This is a genomic window from Oscillatoria sp. HE19RPO (assembly GCF_024220515.1).
In the GTDB taxonomy this organism is placed as follows: domain Bacteria; phylum Cyanobacteriota; class Cyanobacteriia; order Cyanobacteriales; family Laspinemataceae; genus Laspinema.
Map to the genome: position 1 here is coordinate 1 of NZ_JAMXOT010000186.1, position 19,662 is coordinate 19,662.

18 protein-coding genes are annotated in these 19,662 nt (G+C 47.5%); 6 read left to right on the forward strand and 12 right to left on the reverse strand.

The window, feature by feature from the left end; all coding sequences use genetic code 11:
• Positions 1-602: 602 nt before the first annotated feature.
• The 4 genes from NG833_RS17295 to NG833_RS17310 all read right to left on the reverse strand — a co-directional run bounded on the left by NG833_RS17295 (position 603) and on the right by NG833_RS17310 (position 5,122).
• Complete coding sequence (locus NG833_RS17295; RefSeq protein WP_254566530.1) at positions 603-2,147, reverse strand: SDR family NAD(P)-dependent oxidoreductase; 1,545 nt, start codon at positions 2,145-2,147, stop codon at positions 603-605.
• Complete coding sequence (locus NG833_RS17300; RefSeq protein WP_254566531.1) at positions 2,147-2,779, reverse strand: class II aldolase/adducin family protein; 633 nt, start codon at positions 2,777-2,779, stop codon at positions 2,147-2,149. The genes NG833_RS17295 and NG833_RS17300 overlap by 1 nt, the downstream gene beginning before the upstream one ends.
• On the reverse strand, positions 2,776-3,990 hold the full coding sequence (locus NG833_RS17305; RefSeq protein ID WP_254566532.1) for an aromatic ring-hydroxylating dioxygenase subunit alpha: 1,215 nt from the start codon (positions 3,988-3,990) through the stop codon (positions 2,776-2,778). The genes NG833_RS17300 and NG833_RS17305 overlap by 4 nt, the downstream gene beginning before the upstream one ends.
• Positions 3,991-4,279: 289 nt before the next feature.
• Positions 4,280-5,122: an S-adenosyl-l-methionine hydroxide adenosyltransferase family protein gene (locus NG833_RS17310; protein WP_254566533.1), complete on the reverse strand. Its 843-nt coding sequence runs from the start codon at positions 5,120-5,122 to the stop codon at positions 4,280-4,282.
• Positions 5,123-5,150: 28 nt separating this feature from the next.
• Here NG833_RS17310 and NG833_RS17315 point away from each other — a divergent pair, with 28 nt between their 5' ends.
• Positions 5,151-5,498: a hypothetical protein gene (locus tag NG833_RS17315; protein ID WP_254566534.1), complete on the forward strand. Its 348-nt coding sequence runs from the start codon at positions 5,151-5,153 to the stop codon at positions 5,496-5,498.
• Between the two features lie 179 nt (positions 5,499-5,677).
• Here NG833_RS17315 and ltrA read toward each other — a convergent pair whose 3' ends face one another.
• The gene (ltrA, locus tag NG833_RS17320; RefSeq protein WP_254566535.1) at positions 5,678-7,489 is read right to left on the reverse strand and encodes a group II intron reverse transcriptase/maturase; all 1,812 of its coding nucleotides are present in this window, start codon (positions 7,487-7,489) and stop codon (positions 5,678-5,680) included.
• An 889-nt stretch (positions 7,490-8,378) separates the two neighbouring features.
• Between ltrA and NG833_RS17325 the strand changes: the two genes are divergently transcribed.
• Entirely contained in the window at positions 8,379-9,059 is a 681-nt protein-coding gene (locus NG833_RS17325; protein ID WP_254566536.1) for a hypothetical protein, read from the forward strand.
• Between the two features lie 168 nt (positions 9,060-9,227).
• On the forward strand, positions 9,228-10,991 hold the full coding sequence (locus NG833_RS17330) for a hemolysin family protein (RefSeq protein WP_254566537.1): 1,764 nt from the start codon (positions 9,228-9,230) through the stop codon (positions 10,989-10,991).
• Between the two features lie 72 nt (positions 10,992-11,063).
• Here NG833_RS17330 and NG833_RS17335 read toward each other — a convergent pair whose 3' ends face one another.
• Together NG833_RS17335 and queC are read right to left on the reverse strand one after the other, a co-directional pair.
• The gene (locus tag NG833_RS17335) at positions 11,064-11,252 is read right to left on the reverse strand and encodes a ribbon-helix-helix protein, CopG family (RefSeq protein ID WP_254566538.1); all 189 of its coding nucleotides are present in this window, start codon (positions 11,250-11,252) and stop codon (positions 11,064-11,066) included.
• Positions 11,253-12,106: 854 nt separating this feature from the next.
• Complete coding sequence (gene queC, locus NG833_RS17340; protein WP_254566539.1) at positions 12,107-12,793, reverse strand: 7-cyano-7-deazaguanine synthase QueC; 687 nt, start codon at positions 12,791-12,793, stop codon at positions 12,107-12,109.
• Positions 12,794-13,187: 394 nt separating this feature from the next.
• Between queC and NG833_RS17345 the strand changes: the two genes are divergently transcribed.
• On the forward strand, positions 13,188-13,703 hold the full coding sequence (locus tag NG833_RS17345; protein WP_254566540.1) for a DUF4149 domain-containing protein: 516 nt from the start codon (positions 13,188-13,190) through the stop codon (positions 13,701-13,703).
• A gap of 90 nt (positions 13,704-13,793) precedes the next feature.
• Here NG833_RS17345 and NG833_RS17350 read toward each other — a convergent pair whose 3' ends face one another.
• The 3 genes from NG833_RS17350 to NG833_RS17360 all read right to left on the reverse strand — a co-directional run bounded on the left by NG833_RS17350 (position 13,794) and on the right by NG833_RS17360 (position 15,204).
• Entirely contained in the window at positions 13,794-14,126 is a 333-nt protein-coding gene (locus tag NG833_RS17350; RefSeq protein ID WP_254566541.1) for a TMEM165/GDT1 family protein, read from the reverse strand.
• Between the two features lie 85 nt (positions 14,127-14,211).
• Positions 14,212-14,697, reverse strand: coding sequence for a TMEM165/GDT1 family protein (locus tag NG833_RS17355; RefSeq protein WP_254566542.1), 486 nt, complete (start codon positions 14,695-14,697; stop codon positions 14,212-14,214).
• A 129-nt stretch (positions 14,698-14,826) separates the two neighbouring features.
• Positions 14,827-15,204, reverse strand: coding sequence for a YkgJ family cysteine cluster protein (locus NG833_RS17360; protein ID WP_044196983.1), 378 nt, complete (start codon positions 15,202-15,204; stop codon positions 14,827-14,829).
• Between the two features lie 280 nt (positions 15,205-15,484).
• On the opposite strand from NG833_RS17360, the gene psb30 reads away from it, so the two are divergent.
• Positions 15,485-15,616, forward strand: coding sequence for a photosystem II reaction center protein Ycf12/Psb30 (gene psb30 / locus NG833_RS17365; protein WP_044196985.1), 132 nt, complete (start codon positions 15,485-15,487; stop codon positions 15,614-15,616).
• A 495-nt stretch (positions 15,617-16,111) separates the two neighbouring features.
• Here psb30 and NG833_RS17370 read toward each other — a convergent pair whose 3' ends face one another.
• Positions 16,112-16,411: a hypothetical protein gene (locus tag NG833_RS17370; protein ID WP_254566543.1), complete on the reverse strand. Its 300-nt coding sequence runs from the start codon at positions 16,409-16,411 to the stop codon at positions 16,112-16,114.
• An 810-nt stretch (positions 16,412-17,221) separates the two neighbouring features.
• Positions 17,222-17,683: a response regulator gene (locus NG833_RS17375; protein WP_254566544.1), complete on the reverse strand. Its 462-nt coding sequence runs from the start codon at positions 17,681-17,683 to the stop codon at positions 17,222-17,224.
• 842 nt (positions 17,684-18,525) lie between these two features.
• On the opposite strand from NG833_RS17375, the gene NG833_RS17380 reads away from it, so the two are divergent.
• Positions 18,526-19,662, forward strand: a complete 1,137-nt coding sequence (locus NG833_RS17380) for a PAS domain-containing protein (protein WP_254566545.1) — start codon at positions 18,526-18,528, stop codon at positions 19,660-19,662.

Here is a 19,662-nt window from a genome sequence, read left to right on the forward strand (position 1 = left end):
AACAAATAAATCATCCTTGCTTTGATGCGATCGCACCTAACAAGGCTCTTTTAGCCCGCGCAGGCACCGCTTTGTCCGTGTAGCCCCAGGCTTGAGCCTGCGGGTTTTTTGAAGGTTTTATTTTTTGGAGTTCCCTAAGCAGAAAATAGGGGCAGTATATAAACTGCCCCTACAAAGGAGGTGAACTCGCGACATGGATGGGAGTTCTGAATGGATAACGGGCGATCGCCCCCAAGATCAGGGGTTTGTTCCCCATTCCCCTGATCTTCTTCAATCGGCAGTGCAGGAGTTGAACCTGCCTAAGGCGAATTAGTTGCCTAAGCATGAATGTTACCACTCATACTCATCTGCCAAACCGGACTTACGCCTTTCAACGTATCCGGCTTTAAGCTAGGTGAGGGGTCATAATGACTGGCCTCGCGTATCTTCTATGGATTTCATCGTGGCAGTGCCGGTGGACTAGGGCATCGTGTAAAAATAAGTTGTGCAAATTTTATCTGGAATCCTCTGTGGATAATGCTTCTAGGTAAAAAATGGTTAAGTTATTCTTACATGACTCCTAGGCATTCATAACAACCAAAAATTACTTCAAGTTTATTGAGTTATGCCTGATCCCGTGGCTCGATCAGGACTTCGTTAATTCCGACATGGGGCTTTGCCATAACTGCACCAACAATGCAGTCTGCCACGTCAAACGGGCTGAGCAACTGTGTGTTTGAAGCCCACCCATGTCCCACTTTGAATTGCGGATTAATACCGAGTGCGTCGAGGGCCTTCGTGTCGCTGTTGGTCCGGACGAGATCCGTTCGGACATCTCCCGGCTGAACATCGGTTATTTTGATGCCTTTCCCACGAAGCTCGTTGCGCAAATTCTGTGACAGAGTGGTGACAAAGGCCTTTGATGCACAATACACCGACAACCCGGAGAACGGCGTTTTGGCAGCATCACTGCTGACGTTGATGATGTGACCAGATTTCTGCCGAATGAACTCAGGCAGGACAGCGCCGATGCAGTTGACCACTCCAGTGATGTTGACATCAATAGTTCTGGCCCATTCTTCAAAAACTCCATTCTCCATGAAGGTGTAGAACATCACGCCAGCCGCATTGATCAGCACGTCAACACGGCCATAACGCTCCATGACAGTGCCAACCAAATCCAGCACTTGTTCGCGCTGTGAGACATCCGTCGGCGCGACGAAGCAAGCGCCCCCTTGCTCCTCAATGAGTGCTTTCACTGTGTTGAGCTTGTCGGCATTCCTCGCGGCCAGGACAACGGTGGCACCCTGGGCTGCCAACACAATCGCAGTCGAGCGGCCAATGCCAGAAGACGCACCAGTGCAAATTGCCACGCGGCCTTTCAACTTTTGAGATTGAATAGAATATTTTTCAGCCTGGATTAACCAGTACGTCTTGATGCCGTCTTCGATGTCTTGGAGCTTTTTCTTGAATGATTCAACCGTGTTTGCGAAGGCGGCGGCGGAATACTGTGCAGTGATTTCATTTTCCTGCGCCAGCAGACGATCGAGTTCGGCCTGTGTGTGACGAGTGTAGCTTTCCGTGTCGTCGGAAACTTGAATCCGGATGAATGTATTGTGCTCAAAGAGATCGTAATAATCTGACTGCATGAGCAGATGATAGCCCTTGCGATCGAGCACCTCCTGTCGATCTTGGGTCAGTGGCCGATCGGAAATGCCATAGTCAGTGGCGAGGAATTTGCCTCCGGGCTTAAGCCATGACCGGATCTTCTGAAGCAGTTGATTTTTTCCCTCGTTATCGAAATGCAGCAAGGCATCTCGACAGATGATGTAGTCAAAGGAGTTGTCGTCAAAATGCGTAGCGATGACATCGCCGAGGATGAATTCACACTTGGACGAACGTTCCTGTGCCCTTCGCTTAGCGCAATCTATCAGCTCCGCTTCCCTATCGATGCCAGTGACTCTAACCCCATACTCCTTCTCAAGATAGAAGGCGCTACCTCCTAGACCGCAACAAACATCCAGGATGTGCGTACTCGATCCGAGTTCTTCATCGGCGAAGAGTACGGCAAGATAGGCTGACCCGCCGCAGGACATGAACTCTTCACCAAAGGCCATCTCAAATAGCCTCACGTTGTCCATACTGTATTGTTTTTCAGTGACTGGCATCACACAACTCCTGATTGTTTGAGGTTTTCAAGGTACGAGCTAGGACATTCAGGGATCTGGGTTTTGCCCCCATCGACACCCAGCATCCTCGTCATCTTGGCTGCCTGCTCAAGGTTCAATGCGCTGTACAGACCCCATTCGATGGACTTGCTGCCCAACAAGCAGCCATGGTGAGCCAGTAACAAGACATCAGACCCTTTTTTGAATTGGTCTGCACAGGCGGCGGCGAGCTGCTGAGTACCCGGTTGAATGAATGGTAGGATGGCTATCCTGCCCGCGAGATAGTAGGTATGATCGACGGTGATAGTCCTAATGTTGATATTGGCAGTGGCGAGCAGGGTGGCTTGCTGGGGGTGAAAGTGCAACAAGCATAGGAAATCTGGCCTCGCTCGATAGCCCGCGAGATGCATCGCCGTTTCGGAGGATGCTCCCGCAGAAACATTGTCGTCCAGTTTAAAGGATACGAATGAGTCAATATCAAGCTCATCAAGACACGCGCCTGAACGTGTGATGGTAATCTCATTGGCTTCTGCGTCATAGGTGGAGAGGTTGCCACCATCGGCGATGGTCAGATCGGAGCCGACCATCTTTTTTCCCAGTGCAATCAGCTTGTATACGTTTTCTTCGATCATGAGAATGCTCCTATGGTCTGTTGGGGGTCACTAGAGGGAGCCTGCTCGATTTGATCTAGCGATCTGCCCTGAAGGTAGCGATCGATGGCTTTCAAATAGAGTCCATGAAAGTGATGAACCCCTTGTTCGGTTTCACCCTTGTCGTTTCCACTGCACACCACGAAACGACCACCTTTTTCGTAGGCAGGCGTATTCATGCCCCGCTGCACGCTTTCAATAATGTCGATATCTTCCTGTTGTAAAACTTTGTCGATATATTCAATCGCTTCCATCTGTTGAGCAGTTGGGGTCGATTGTTGGAAGAAGAAATCGAAGGTTTCGATGGTCGTTTCAGCATCAACCGGAATGAAGTGCCAGACCATCCAATTGGGATCGCCTGGGTAACGTAGCAAGCCGGTATTGGGCCACAGCCACCAGAGGTAATGTTCTTGGACGCTTGCCCCTTCAACGTTGTAGGCTGAGTTACTGTTACTGGTCATGCTGACCGGACCAATTTGGCTGGAGTAAATATCGTAGGTTGTGACTTGGTAATTTCGCATATCCAGCAACGTGGTCAGATCCTTGTGGGCCACTGCACAGTGATAGCATTCCAAGAAATTATCGACGACGATCTTCCAGTTGCCCTTAACGCGATAGGTGAATCGGTGGGCATGGGTCAGTTTCCCCAAGTCTGGGGCAGCTTCTTGAATTTCACGGGCTAGCTCGCCGGATTGAGTAGCCAGTGGGGTCGCCTCTGGGTCGAGATTGACAAAGACCATGTTACAGAACTCTTCGATTTGAACCGCCACCATCCCGAAATCGTCAAAGTGAAAATTTTCAATGGTTTTCAAATGTCGGGCCGAGTGGAGGGTTCCGTCTAGGTTGTAGTTCCAAGCGTGATAAGGACAGACAAAGTTTTTAATCTGGCCTCGATCCTTAACTATCTCATGACCGCGGTGGCGGCAAACGTTGTAAAATGCCCGCAGCACACCCGCAAGATCGCGGACGGCTACTATCGATCGCCCCTGAATGTCGATGGCGATATAGTCTCCTGGATGACGAAGTTGCTCAACATGGCAGACATACTGCCAACTTTTGTAAAAGATCGCCTCCCGTTCAATGTTCAGAAAATCCGGCTTAATATAAACCAGAGCTGGCAAAGAGTACGAACACTTTGGATCGCTATTAAAATTTTCAGTTAAGGTTTGTAGCTCACGAATTGAGATAGTCATTTTTCAATCTCTGAATCAGGTTAGAATATATGCTAGTTGATGATTGTTGGTGCTTTTTAGGTGGGAGCAGGTCAGCTTTGTAAAATTAAGTTAAATTGAATCATTGAGATAAGCACAGCGGTGGGCTAACACTTGAGGCACATTATGTTTTTGGTAAGGCAACTTCTGGTTCGGGTTTCATTCATTTACTCCGGGTTACTTGACTGTTTTACTTTACCACCGAATCTGACAATCGGCAAAACTGATGTGCTTCCTTTTAGGTTGGTGTGTCTGGAAAATATTGCTCGGTTCAAATACAAAAAACTACCGAATCTCCGATTTTTATCTTAAAGGTTTCTGCAAATGACCCCATGTTGATAGCCATCTCTATTCTTCCATAATCGTCTTTTAAAACGATCGGCTCTCCTTCAGCAACATCGCTAAATGTCCGACCTATTGGTAAACATAAACTCTCAGCATGAGAGTGTCTTATTTCAATGCTGTCTTTATGGTTTAATTCTAATTGTTTCCACAATTCATATGTTATATTCATGTGAACAGAGCCGAAACGGCTAATTTGGATAACGGTAGCGTACACTAAGTTGTCAATAACCACAGCCTCATCATATATTGACCCTACTAGATTGTTTACGTCAATAATGGGTCCGAATTCATCAAGGGAAACGCCATTTGATAGATAGGCAGCAACTGGGGCAAATAGATCTCGACCTTGGAATATCTGTGAAATTTTTGTTCGTATGTATTTATTATTACTTTCAATTGTAGTAGCTTTTACGATGCCCCCCAAACTCCTTGCTGCGGGAATTAGAATCCCGTTATCTGGACCAAGCAACCAATCACCACGGTAAGTTTCTAAGATGAGCGACTTACGGTCAGACCAGACACCGGGATCGCATATACATACATGAGCACCAACTGGAAGAAAAGTAACCTGTTCTAAGGTTCTTGCTGCAGCGATAAGATTAAATGGAGGCAATTCGTGCGTTAAATGAATAACATATGCATGAGGACATATTGACATGATAACGCCTTCCATTAGCCCTCCCCCCTGACCTTGGGCACCAAAATCACTTGTTAAACTAACAAATGCTTTTTTATTCAACTCTTTTTTATTCAACTCTTTTTTATTCAACTCTTTTTGTTTTAAATGTTTTCTGGTTGTGGTGGCACCAGAGGCCCTCGCCCAAAGCCAACCTCGAAACATTGCTGAACAATTTGATCGGGCTTTCTTTCGTAGTTCTGATACGTTTTACCAGAATCGCTCAATTTTTGACCCAATCAGTTTTTATCTGCTGCCGATGACTTACCCGGAAAGACAGGTGGAGTGGGATGCGGAACGGATCAACAAACTCTATCATGCCGTGATGGAGCTCCAGACCTCTAGCGAGCCTGTTCTTAGAACCCCAGACTTGCCCAACCCCTTTGACGAGTCTTTGCTCACGCTGCCCATTTACCCCCCAGACGGAGTCCCGTTCAACCCTCAAAACGAAATCCTGCCCCTGCGTTAAGCAGAAAATAGGGACAGTACATAAACTGCCCCTACAAAGGGGGTAAACTCGCGAAATTGACGTGAGTTTTGAATGGATAACGGGCGATCGCCCCCAAGATCAGAGGTTCGTTCCCGATTCCCCTGATCTTCTTCAATCGGCAGTGCAGGAGTTGAACCTGCCTAAGGCGAATTAGTTGCCTAAGCATGAATGTTACCACTCATACTCGGCTGCCAAACCGGACTTACGCCTTTCAACGTATCCGGCTTTAAGCTAGGTGAGGGGTCATAAATGACTGACCTCGCGTCTCTTCTATGGATTTCATCGTGGCAGTGCCGGTGGACTAGGCATTTATTATTATTCCTATTGTTTTCCCGGTTTCCATCGATGTGATGAACCTCAATCTTGTCCTCTGTTAAGAAAGGCTCGTTGCAGTGATGGCACTTGCCTTCTTGCGCTTTCAACCCTATTTTGATGTCTTTGGGGCATAGAGGGTGTGTTCCCCTTCTTTTTACCCAATACATCCAATCTCCATCGTAAGGACTTCTCTTTCCCTCGATTTTGATGTGTTTAACGAATGTGAATTCGTAGAGGGTTGTGGCTAGATGGACATGATTCCCTTCTTTCCATCCAAAATTCCATTTTGAGTATTTACTCTTATGGAATATCTTCTTCGTGATGTATCCATTCCCCCGTTGAGAAAACTTCTTCTGTCCCCAGGCCAAGTAAAGTTGGTATAGGTCATTTTGAAGTTTACTAAAGGTTTCATGGCTACTATCTCCGATTTTGAAGTAGTTGGCCCAGCTTCGGACGTACCAATTATGTCTCTTGAGCATTTCTGCTGGCGACATGGATTGTCCTCGGCGCAGGATATCTTTGATTTGGTTTCTGAACTGTTTAACGGACTCTTTTGAAGGGCGAATTTTTGTTCGCTGCATCAAATGCTCTCCGTTAGAGTTCAGGCCACTTTTTGTTTTCCCTACTTCATAAGTTTGGATGTGAAATCCTAGGAAGTCGAATCCAGGTTTTTCTTCATTTACGGATTGTATGGTGTGTGTGATTCGGGTTTTGGCTTCATTCAGCTTCAATCCTATCCCTGCCATCCATTTTTCCGTTTCAGTTTTTATTTCCTGAATGACCTCTAGTTTTTCGTGAAGAATGATGAAGTCATCTGCATACCTTATGACTCTGGCTTCTGAAACTTCCTTCATTTTCCCTTTGGCTTGACCTTTACGGGTTTTCACTTTTGGGAATTTGTTGGAGATATGAGTTTCAAACCCGTGCAGGGCAATATTAGCCAGTAAGGGAGAGATAACCCCACCTTGGGGGGTTCCTGATTGGGTTTCATAGAATACATCTCCTGTCATGACTCCAGCCTTGAGCCAAGCTCTAATCTGGTTTTCCATAATTGGAAATGTTTCTAGTTTCCTAATCAAGGTTTCTTGGTCGATGTTGTCGAAGCATCCTTTTAAATCAGCATCAAGAACATATTTTGCCTTTCTTCTGATACTAAGCTCAATGGCTTGGATTGCGTCGTGGCAACTTCGTCCGGGTCTAAATCCGTAGGAATTAGGCTCGAATAAAGCTTCCCATTGTGGTTCAAGGGCTAATTTTGCTAACGCTTGTTTTGCCCTGTCCAGGATGGTGGGAATGCCTACAGGTTTTTTTTCCTTTTTTCCTGGGTTTGGAATTTCAACTCTTTTTAAGGGAGATGTCTTTCCATCTAGGTTGAGGATTTCAGCCATTGCCAGCCGGTCTTTAGGACTCACGTTTTTAACGCCGTCTACTCCTGCTGTGGCTTTTCCTTGATTATCTTGGGTTACTCGGCGAACAGCGATCAGCCTTGCTGAGTAAGAGGATATCAAGGTTTTTTGCAACCTGACAACATCGACAGTATTTCCATTTTTGGCCGCTTCATAAATTCGATTCTGTAGCTTTGTCACTTTCGTTTGGGTTTTAGCCCAGTCGATTTGTGACCAATCCGCTTTCGCCTTGGACATCGCTATCATCATCTCATTTATTCTTCCTAGCTACCTGACCTTTCAGCTTATCCCAGACGTTACTCTGGGCTTTTGCTTGAGGTAGGTTCCTTCACCTGTCCCCTGTCTTTTAGCTAAGACCCTTCTTTTGAAGGTAGGAAGGGAATCAGGTTTCCCGCTTATCCTGCCACGCATTTGTGACAACTTAGGTGCCGTCTTTGTCCGGGGAAGGTCATTGAGCCATCGCCAAGGTACTCACGCCTTGGTTTTCTTTCTTCCTTGTCCCTTTTTGGAGCCAGGGGATACATACCCTTACCCTGGTGCAGTTTACCGGACTTTATGTGACGATTCACTTTCGTTCACCCTATTGTCTCCCTCCCCGACCCTTTCCCGGTGGTCTCCGGTTGTTGGGTGGGTTTTAACCTTGACTTGTTAACCCCTTGGGCGCTACTCCTAGGAGCCTGGTTATGGAGTCCCCCGATGGACAGGGGGAATGGAATTTCACCATCATGCGTAGCAGTCGTCACGTCGTACTGAGTTCGCTGCCTCATCCGCTCGGCCAACTGCCGTCTTTATTTATTGATTCTAGCAGACTCATCGCCGAGTCGTTTAGAAAAATTTGCTTGACCGATCGCTCCCAAAACTGGGAATTCAGGGCAAAGCAATAGGCTGTTGTGGAGATTATAACCCCTGGGGGTGTAACCTGTCTAGGGGTAGAGTGTAACCGGAGAGTTTATCAGTTGGAGTCAAGGGGAGAAAGGATTCGTTGAGAACCCGAGGGAATAAAAAAATAGGGATTAAAATCGAGATGCCTGGGTTTATCCAGGGCGAGTGCGATTTCCCCCCGGGAAATGCTAGGTGCTCTTGAAGCTAGAAAATAAGTCGATATTGCGGCGATCGCAGAAGAGAAAGAAAAAACACTATGAAAGTCAACCCCACTGTTGTCCTGACGTTTTTGCTGTTATCCATGATGTTTGGGGCCGGTGCCTTAAGTGCCTCCCTGGGTTTAGAGTTAGGCAAAGCGGCGCTCAAGGAAGTGACCCAACCTGACGTCCGTCCGAATACCTCCGGAGAGTCCAATTCACAGGCTACAGGGAAGGGTAAAGCACTGAAGCTGTTGAAGGAAGAAGAGATCATTAAAACGGTCAAGGCCCGAATTTCTGGTAAAGAGGTGGAACCGGAAGCGGCCCAAACCAAAGCGGTGGAACCGACACCGGAGGCCGCCGAAGCCAAAGCAGCCGAAGAACCCAAGAAAGACGAGCGGTTTCCCATCGCCACTAAGGACCAGGACGTGAGCTTGGAAGTCACTGGGGTGCGGCGAGAAGGTTCCTCTCTGGTCCTGGATGTCAGTTTAAAGAATGAAGGGTCGCGATCGGTGCAGTTTCTGTACAGTTTCTTGAATGTGACCGATGATAAGGGCCGATCGCTCAGTGCGACCACGGAAGGATTGCCGGGAGATTTGTCCCCGAGCGATCGCAGCTATTCCGGGACCGTCAGCATTCCCACGGCGTTGCTTGACAATGCACAAAAGCTGTCCTTGACCCTGACAGATTATCCAGATCAGGAACTTGAACTGAAAATGTCGGAAATTCCGGTCCAATAAACGGGGGACCCTTGTCTGGATACAGGCCCTCTAATCAACCCTAGCATCGGGTTTAAGTTAGGGGGATGTTCTGGCATCAAGACCCGAACTAATTTCTCGCCGTTCCAGTTCCGGTGCAAAACGCTCAACGTTAAAATGGGTAATCCAAATGTTTCACAATGAGTTGCGGTGGTGCGTTCTTTAAGCTATTTTTCTGCATTGGGTGGGATGGTGACCCTGGGGGTCGTGGGATTGCAGTCGCACAGTGCGATCGCGAGTCATTTAGCGGTGGTGGTCCCCGGGAGTTCCCTTCAGACCTGGCAAGATATCGCACTGCGCTTGGTTGCGGTATTTGGGCTGATCGCCATTAATGCTTTTTTCGTGACGACGGAATTTGCGATCGTTTCCGTGCGGCGATCGCGGATTAATCATTTGGCCGATAATGGCGACCTCCAGGCCAAAATTGTCCAGCATCTCCATCGCAATATCGAGCGTCTGCTCTCGACGACTCAATTAGGCATTACCCTCTCCAGTCTGGCCCTCGGCTGGATTGGGGAAAATACGATGGCGGTTTTAGTGGCCGAATGGATCGTCTGGTTGCCGATTCGGCCAGATATTGCTCAGGTGATCGCTCATTCCCTGGCGATCCCGATCGCCTTTTTAATCGTGGCTTATTTGCAAATTGTCCTCGGGGAATTATGTCCCAAAACCTTGGCTTTGCTCTATTCTGAGCAACTGGCCCGACTCCTAGGCCCCCCGAGTTTGGCGATCGCCCGATTTTTTCACCCTTTTATCTGGATCCTGGACCGCTCAACCCGCTGGCTCCTCAGTCTAGGGGGTATTCGCTTTAACTCTCAAGCTTGGTCCAATCGCATCACTCCTGAAGAGTTACAGCTCATTATCGCTACGGAACGAGAATCCACAGGTTTAGAAGCGGAGGAGCGAGAACTGCTCAATAATGTCTTTGAATTTGGGGAGGTTTCCGCTCGGGAAGTGATGGTGCCTCGGACGAGCATTCATGGGATCTCTTATGATGCCACGTTTCAAATGTTGCTCAATGAGGTGGTGAGTACGGGACACTCCCGCTATCCGGTGATCGGGGAATCCTTAGATGACGTTCGCGGCATTATCTATTTTAAAGAATTGGCCGGACCTTTAGCCCAAGGCACCCTCACCCCAGATACTCCCCTAACACCCTGGATTCGTCCGGCGCGGTTTGTTGCCGAATATACTCCTTTAAGCGAGTTGTTGCCGATCGTTCAGCGATCGCAACGACCGATGGTGATGGTGGTTGATGAATTTGGCGGGACTGCCGGTTTAGTCACCATTAGTGATTTAGTTGCTCAAATTATTGGCGACAGTCCCGAGCTCTCCGATTCTGAAGAGTTAACCATCCAAATGGTCGATGAGCAAACTTGGATGGTCCAAGCTCAAATGAACTTGGAAGAAGTCAATGAATTGCTCAATTTTGATTTACCCCTGACGGATGAATATCAAACCTTGGGCGGTTTCCTCCTCTATCAGTTCCAAAAAATCCCAGCGGAGGGGGAAACCCTCCTCTACGATAATTTGGAATTTACGGTGGTCTCTACGGAAGGCCCTCGTTTGAACCAAATTCGGATTTATCGTCCAGAAGTGACGAACCCTATCTCCTCTAACCTAGATTCGGTTGACTCCTTGCCCACGGATTTAGATCGCAATGCCCCTGAGCAGGAGTCGGCTTCGTCCGCATCGGATTTCAATCTCGATGAGTCTGAGCAACAATCCTCCTCTGCATCCCGCGATTTCGATCTGGAGGAGGACGAATTACTCCTGTCTTCTTCACAGAATTTCGATTTCTATGAAGATGAGAATCAGGATGAAGATGAGAATCAAGATGAGGATGAGAATCAGGATGAGGATGAGGAGTCACTCCCCTCTTCCCCATCAGATTTAGATCTCGATCAGCATTAGCACTCGTTTTTAAGCGCCAGCTCCAATTCAAGAAGCTATCTTGCTGAAAATATTCGGATGTGACAGAAATTCTCATTCCACCATTGCTGGGGTTTGAACTTCATCTAATAATCCATCTGAACCTTTTTTCGGTTTAGGCATTCGTTTAATGTAGTCTCGAATTACTTCTGACATTGAAAGTTCGCGCCGTTCAGCTTCTGCTTTCAGGCGTTCTAATTCTTGAGTATTTAATCGAATCCGAAGCATATAATCTCTAGCCATGTCGTTCCTATCGTTGCTACAACAATTCTAGGTTAACAATTAGGCCGAGAATATGACAACAAACCAGAGGAAGATGATACTTTAGAAAAAAGTTAGATTGCAAATCGCCGGGGATGGTTCTCCAGATAGAGGAATCTCTGTCTAAGAGGTCCGCAACGGGTTAAAACTCTACTTTTTGATATGGCTTTTCAGGCCAGCCGATTCGGGCGGATAACGAAGCCTAGAGTGGATTTCGGGAAGGTTTGGACTTTCCCCAACCGGGTCCCTGGTTTCGTGCCTAATTTAGGCTTTAGACTTTAACATTTTAGATCCGGCAAGCAAAGACAACCCTCTATCTTAAGGAATGGTTTTTCTCTTTTGCTATCCCAGGGGATTGCCTAGCTGTGGCTATGTTTTTCTGGATTCCCTCCCGGGGTCGTCTCGTTCAACAGTTTCAGGCTGTCCGAGGGAAAACTGGTTCTTAAAATTGGGTTTTTTAAGCCTTGGCTGGCTTAATTTTCAAGAGTGAAGTCAACCACCGGGTTTCTTGGCGCTTTCTTTTAGGGGTTGGAATGCTTTAAAATCGAGTCGGTAGCGTAGGCGATCGCCCCCCTCTCATCCTGTACTGTCCGGGTTCAGTCTTGCTCCAAGAATCCCGGAATTTGCTCTGATCCACATTTGGAGATGACAGCCTAAATGTAGGGACAAGACAGTAAATCCCCCTAACGGGATGTCGGGGGAATGAGTAAATACTCCATCGGTTTCTGAGTCTTTAAAACCCGGAACCCAGCCAGGTTGCTGACCCGAACTCAGCCAGGAAACGCGATCGCCTTTGAAAACCCATCGAAATCAGCCAGATTCAGCATGATTTCGCTTCAGGAACCCCCTTGAAGGTAAGGCAGGGGATCGGTTAATCCCAATTCTGTAAATGCGGCTAACCGTAACTGACAAGAGTCACAGATTCCACAAGGGCGATCGCCTCCGGCATAACAGGACCAGGTTTTTTCCCAGGGGACCCCTAAACGATTTCCCAGTTGGATGATCTCGGTTTTTTTCAAATCAATCAGGGGTGTAACAATTTCCGTTGTCTCGGATTCTCTCCCCTGTTTCGTCCCGAGACGAAAGACATTCTGCATCGCTTTGATGTAGTCGGGACGGCAGTCCGGATAGCCGGAATAGTCGATGGCATTCACCCCAATATAAACCCGACGGGCATCGGTGGCTTCGGCGTAGGCCAGAGCAAAGCTCAGAAAGATGGTATTTCGAGCAGGAACATAGGTGATGGGAATATTCTGCGCCATTTCCTCCACGGAGCGATCGCAGGGGAGGTCGATTTTGTCGTCGGTGAGGGCGGACCCTCCCCACTGTCGCAAGTCAAAGGAGACGATTTGATGTTCTGCGACCCCTGCGGATTGGGCGATCGCCCTGGCGGCTTCGAGTTCCCGACGATGGCGCTGCTGGTAATCAAAGGACATCGCATAACAGGTGCAGCCATCGGCTTTGGCTTGGTAGAGCACCGTGGAGGAGTCTAATCCTCCAGACAATAAAATAACTGCTTTCACGCTTTTTTCTGGGTTTTTCTGGGTTAGCCTTTTTTACTATTCTGGCAGGGAGTGGAATGCGATCGGTCCTGCATCTGTCTCCGGGTCCTTAGACCTAGCCCTGTCAAGGTGGTAAATTTAATAACGAAAAATCGTTGTTCCATGTAGGGGCGATTCGCGAATCGCCTCTACAGGAGCTTCGAGCATCGAAGCCCCTACAAATACACCTTGACATGGATAGTCCTTAGACCCCACTCCTCCCCTCCCTGGGACCGCCTGCAATAAATGTTTACATTTTTTCCCGTAATTCCCTTCATTTTAGTAACATTTTGTATCGTTTTGAAATGTTACTTTATGGATTTTCCCAGGCTGATTGGTTAAGCTAAAAAAAAGACGGAGCAGGAGAGGAAAATTTATGGCAACTAATCAGACAGTTACAATCAAACAACCGATTTGGCAAACCATCGTCCTATTCAGCCTGGGGTTTTGGCTGAGTGCCTGCCTGTTGCTGGATCTGGTCATTTTGCCCAGTATGTATGCAGCCGGAATGATGAAAGCAGCCGGGTTTGCTTCCGCTGGTTATCTGTTATTTGGGATGTTTAATCGGATTGAATTATTATGTGCCGCGTTAGTTTTGACCGGAATTCTCACCGTGGTTAAACGGCATCAATTTAACCCCAATTGGACGATTCCTGCTATTATCCTATCCGTTATCCTGCTATTGGTGGTGTTGATTGATACCTATAGCTTGACGCCGCAAATGAGTGCTTTGGCGATGCAACTGAATGTTTTTGAGCCGGTGCAAGGGATTCCCTCGGGGATGACTCAAATGCAGCAAGGGTATTGGATGCTGGAACTGTTCAAACTGGGCTGTAGTGGCATTTTGCTCAGTTGGATATATCGCAATCAACCACAACGCCTCGCTTCATAAGGGTTTTGGGATAGAAATTTTAAGTCAGCAAAAGGCCCCCAGATATTTGGGGGCTTTTGCGTATGATGCTTAGGCAGGACTTACGCCGGTTTAATCGGTGTCTGAGAGGGCAATGGCGGGGGTTTCTGGGTCGGAGGAAGAGTCTTCTTCTTCTTCTTTGCCGAAGAGGAGACGTAGGGCCATGATTGCAAACCCGATCGCAGCGATCGCCTTGAGCAAATGAGCCGGAAGCAGTTGCGCGACCCCTTCTCCGGCTAAAACCCCTAACAAACTGGCTAAAACAAGTGCGCCAGCGGTTCCGAAAAAGACAGATTGGGGAAATTTTGAGCTCCCCCCGAGGGCGATCGCCGCGACTTGGCTTTTGTCTCCTAATTCTGCTAAAAAAATTGTAATAAAACTTACGCCGAGAAGTTGCCAGTCCATTGTCTGCTATCCTGCTTGATGGTTTAAAGGGTTCCGAAAAAAGAACCGAGGAAAAGGGTGGGGCTTGCTTGATGAGGCGGGGAATTTAATGCAGAATATCCCACACCAGCATTCCAGAGACAACCAGCAGCACGACTCCCGCTGATTTTTCGAGGGTTTTGGGGGAGATGCGACTGGCTAACCAGCGACCGAGGAGGACCCCTAATAAGCTAGTCGCGACCAATGCAGAACCTGCACCGGCAAAGACAATCCAGGGAGATTGGGATTCAGCGGTCATTAACAGGGTGGCGACTTGGGTTTTGTCTCCTAATTCAGCCAGAAAAATGGTGACGAAGGTGGAAGCGAAAACACTCCAGGCTCCCTGACGGGCTTTAAGGGTTGGGGTTTTTGCTGCCGCCTGGGGTGATGGGGTGGGTGGGAGTTGTTCGAGGGAAGTGGGTAGGGTTAGAGCGCGTTCTAGGCAGGCTTCCGCATCGGAGGAGACGGGAGACAAGGTGGGAGGGGTCTCGGTCGCATCGGTGACAGAAGAAGTATTTGCTGGCATGGAGGGTAACTGCTGTAGTTTTTTCATTGATGTTTCATTATTCCCGACTCTCCCCCGAAAAATCAACCCGCAGGTAGAGAAGAGGGTCCGTTGAACCCCCGTCTCTACCGAAAGGAATACTAGGGGGAGATAGAAATCGCGGGAAAGAGAACCGGCTTAATCGAGGGGGGGTAGTTCAAGTAGGGAAACCCCAACGGCTTGATTAAACCGGAGCATTTCCAAGCTGCGATCGCCGTGGACGGCCTCGATTTGCTGCTGACAGCATTCGATGGCAAACTCGTCTAGTTCCTCGGGTTCAATGCCGTACATTTCCTCAAAGACATCGGGGAGAACCCGACAGAAGCGGGGGCGATCGTCATAGATCGTACATTCCCGGTTGAGCTGATCCAGATGGATGCACCATCCATCGGGCCCGACCATACTCAGATATAAGGCCAACTCTTCCGGGGACAGATACTCGGCTAATTCCGGACGTTCCTCTGGATCCAGATGACAGCACGCTCCACACTGCTTGACACAACGCCAACTCGCCACGGTTAAACACCCCACATAAAACCCTCGTGCCTTTTTACAATAGCGCTTTTTACTCCCCGATCGCAGGGGAGTTTCCGTCTTGGGGGCAAAGAAAAACCCGGTCTCGGTTCATGTTTTTTTCAGATTTTTGTAAACTTCCTTAAAAAAATGAGCCATTCACTTGTAAGATTGTATGCGGATTTTGATTTACAGTGCGGCAAATCCCCTCTCCCATTCGGGGTAGGGTAAAGCGCTGTTAGTTTTAGATATCTACTCAGAACAGGCACCGTTGGGAGGAGAAATGGATTTTTTAAGTAGTTTTGCAAGTAACCTCAATCTGGAAGTAATTCTTCAACTCACTTTTGTGGGATTGATCTTGATTGCCGGTCCAGTTGTCATCTTTTTGCTGGCATTTCGCGGTGGCGATATGTAACAGGCAGCGGCTCGAATCACCGCTGCCTAAACCCTGTAGCGGTTGATTTTCGGGCTGTTTTGTCAAAATACCAGCTTAGATCGGGGCGATCGCCAATCAAGTCGGGATTTCTGTGTCAAACTCTGCGCCTTGCAGTGTTTTGTCCTTGACGCTCAGTCCCCTTGAGCGCTGTTCCCTCTGGAGTCCCCTCTAGGACCCTGGATGGCGAAGGTAGAGCCTAGAAACTCACCCCTGCACAAAGAGCCTGGGAGAATGGCTCCAGTCAGACTCCAGTGGAGTCTTGCTTTGTCCTAACTCCCAGGGTTGTAGGGTTCTCGAAATCCTCTCCAGGAATAAAAATGTCCCCGAGGGCGATCGCTCAATTGAGTTTTCTTTTCTTCCCGCTCAGGCAAGTCAGTAGACTCGGTTTGATGCCGGTCCCCAGCTTACTGCATCTGCTATTGAGTGAAATAATGGAGACAGAAATTTGGGTTGAACGGCTAGAATCACGCTAAACTATCGGGATGAGATCTCGCTCAATAGCCCTGATTCTTCCATCAACTCTTTTAACCGCAAGTATGCCTGTTCTGCTGTCAGGGGTTGAGAGTCGCTCTTACTCGGTAAATAAAATCGACGCTGTTGACCCTGATAGCGAACCATAAAACTAGAGATCACCCCTAAAGAAACGGTGGTTTCTGCAAGTTCTTCTACTGCATCGGATAAGCTATCCTGTTCAGGAAACCATTTTTGGCTCATATTCGCCTCTTTTGCTACAATCGCTCTTGACGGACACAGGGTACTATAAAAACGGGTCATTCTGTGTCTGTTCTATGGGTTGGCTTAACCTCAGTAGGGAAGCTTACCCGTTCATCCGGTCCCATCCCCAAATGACTACTTTAAGAATTCCCGAATTTAGGACAATAGGAACAACCCTTAGACTTCATTTTACCCCGAGTTAGAATCTGACTTCTGAATCAAACGGTTCGACAAGCTCACCGATTGGTGTCCTGCTTTCACCGTTTTCAGGCCCTCTATCACCGGACTGCGACCCTTGCCGGAACTTCTTTGTGATGATCGCAAACCTGTTCCCCCACCGGAGCCCAACTTGATGAGTTGATCTCGGGTTTGATAGAACCTCAGCCCAGAAAGTCCAGTGCCATCCTCTCTCACTCTGATACCCATTTTGATAGTTGATCGATAATGAGTATCGAGGCAATTGATGAAGTTCCCTCGTCTGGGGAGACTGGATGAGTTAAAAGTTGAAGTCAACAAAGTTTTAGACTCGCGATGGAGTTTAAATTATCCTGACTCCCCTGTTTCCTAGGATAATGGGTTTTGAAACCTAATATTTCTACCTAAAGACAGGAGTGGATGTAACGCACTAACGTAGCGACTGATACGAGGGCATTTTTGGCGATCGCCTGGAGTCCTGTAAAAGCTGTTTTTTATCCTTTCAACCATTACAAAAAATGATATCTCTCCGGTGATTTGAAAAAGATATCCAAAACTTGAATTGCGCCAAAACAAGAGAAAACCCCTGTTAAACAGGTCTTTTCTGGAGAATAAAGAAAAGAGAGACCCAGTTAATCTCCAAGTCTCTCTCTGTTTTGAATGCCTGATTTAAACTCATTCTATAAAGTGAGAGTTACTGGTTTTAAGGTGCTTGATAGTCTGATTCAGGTTGTTTAATAATTCTTGAAGGGTTAAGGGCTTAATAAAATAATAATTTGCCTTTAAGCTCTTAATAATTTCTAGCTCTAGTGGATCGATATAGCTACTCATGAGGATAACAGGTAAGTGTTTCAGATGAGCGGTTTGTCGAATCCAAGCCAGTAGTTCTAATCCGGACAAATGGGGCATATTGATATCGGAGAGAATCAAATCTGGTAACGGGCTGGACTCCTGATGCTCGCCTGAATTTCCCTGATTCCGCGAAAGGTAATCGATCGCTTCGGGCCCATCATTGACGGTCTCTATCTCCGCTTCGGCCCAAAAATTCGACTGTTCCCAAGTGAGTTTTAAGATATTGGCATAAGCGATATTGTCTTCAACAATTAATATCTTTTTGCGCCTAGCTACTCGATTCATAATTCCATTCTATGCATTTATTTATTGTTGATGTTCGGTAAAGATACTTTCTACGGGGAAGGAATAGAAAATAGGTTGAAAGCAAAATAATTCCAATTTAAAAAATCTGCTGACGACGTTGACGATTGTTATCAATAAAATTTCATGAAACTCCTTATAAAACCTAGGAAAATTATATAATTAATATCCGATTAAGTAATATAATTTATTTCATGATTAAGTGCCAGATAATTGGAAAATAGCCCTTGCTGTCTACTCACTTTTCCCTGAGCATATACTGACTCTAAGCCCCGAAAAAAGTTTCCTATTTTGAGGAAACTTTTAAGTCAGTCAAGAGCCGAATTGACTTTGTAACAAATTCAAGTATTCCTTCATTCTAAAACCTCGACTAGAGTTCATACTCTATCCCCAGAGAGAATTATTGTAAATTCTGTTTGTAGCCCAGGCTACAATCAAGACTGAAACCCTTGTGGATAATGGAGTTTAGCGGGTTACCCTGCCCAGGGGAAGGGTCCTAGATTTTCCGGAGACTGGGTGAGCGGGCTATCCTGGGTTTTGGATCCGGGGGCGATCGCCGTTGAGAAGGACGGGAACCCCAAAAGGATTGAAAAACAGAGAATTTTATCCCTGCATCTCCACTGTAAAAAGAAATCCAACGAAACTTGCACAATCGTAATCAATATGGTATGATTTTGTGACCGTTAATTCTTAACATCTCGGCTCCGAAAACGAGCAAACGAGGTGTGAAATCCAGTAACCCCACTAACTAACACCAAATCGAGAAGATTGAGCAGGAGGAAGATATTTTAAAGCTCGATTTATTTACCCAATATGTCAAGGCGATGAATCAGCGAATTGAAAACCTGTATCACCGCAGTGCTGAAGCTTCGGAGATCCAGTACCCCGGTGAATTACTGCCGATCGCCTTTAAAGAACTCGGAACCGCTTCCGAAGAACTGCTCGTTGCCTTAGAACAACTCGCCGAACAACAGGAGCAACTCGTTGAATCTCGCGCCCAACTAGAAGCAGAACGCAGGCGTTATCAAAGCCTATTTGAGCAAGCCCCTCATGCTTACATTGCCCTGGATAGCACTTGGAAGATAACCTCAGTGAATCGTGCCGCGACCCGATTATTCGACTGCACTCAGGGATTGCTACTGCACAAACCCTTGACTATTTTGGTACCGATAGAGGCGCGACGGGAGTTTCGGGAAGAACTGAAAAGGCGGCAACAGGGGGAGGACGATCGGGAGTGGCAAGTGAGACTTTATTCCCCCCATCGGGAACCCTTTGAGGCGGTGCTAACCCTCTCGGTGGAACGGGATGCTTGGGGTAACATTGTTTCCACCTGCCTCTGTATTCAAGACATCAGCGATCGCCAGCGAGCGCAATCCCAGAAAAACAAGAACACCGAGGACTTATTCGGCGATCGCACCCGGCATAGTTTTTCCAAAGCAGAAAATATCCCCTTACCACCGGATGCCCTCTGGCTGATTTGTAAAGGGTGGGTCAAATTGAGTACCCTGACGGAAAACAATAGTGAGGTGTTGATGGGAATAGCGGGTCAAGGAATCCCCTTGTGTCCGACGTTAACGGCCCTGCCCATTTATCAAGTCACAACCCTTTCTCAAACTGTCGAATTAATCACGATTTCTCACCTGGAAATCGCTCATTCTCCTCACTTAGCACAGTTGATTGCTGAAGGCGTCACCCAGCGCTTACAACAATCTGAATTGTTATTATCCGTATTTGGAAGAAGGCGCGCCAGCGATCGCCTCCTCACCCTCCTTCAAGTTTTAAAAACTATCTTAGGCGAATCCGTTGCCACCGGGACCCGGTTGAGTCTGCGCCTCACTCATCAGGAACTCGCCGATGCATCCTGCACAACTCGCGTTACCGTTACCCGCCTCCTGAGCGAGTTACAGCAGCAAGGAAAAATTACCATCGATAACACCAATCATATTACGATTCGGGAATAG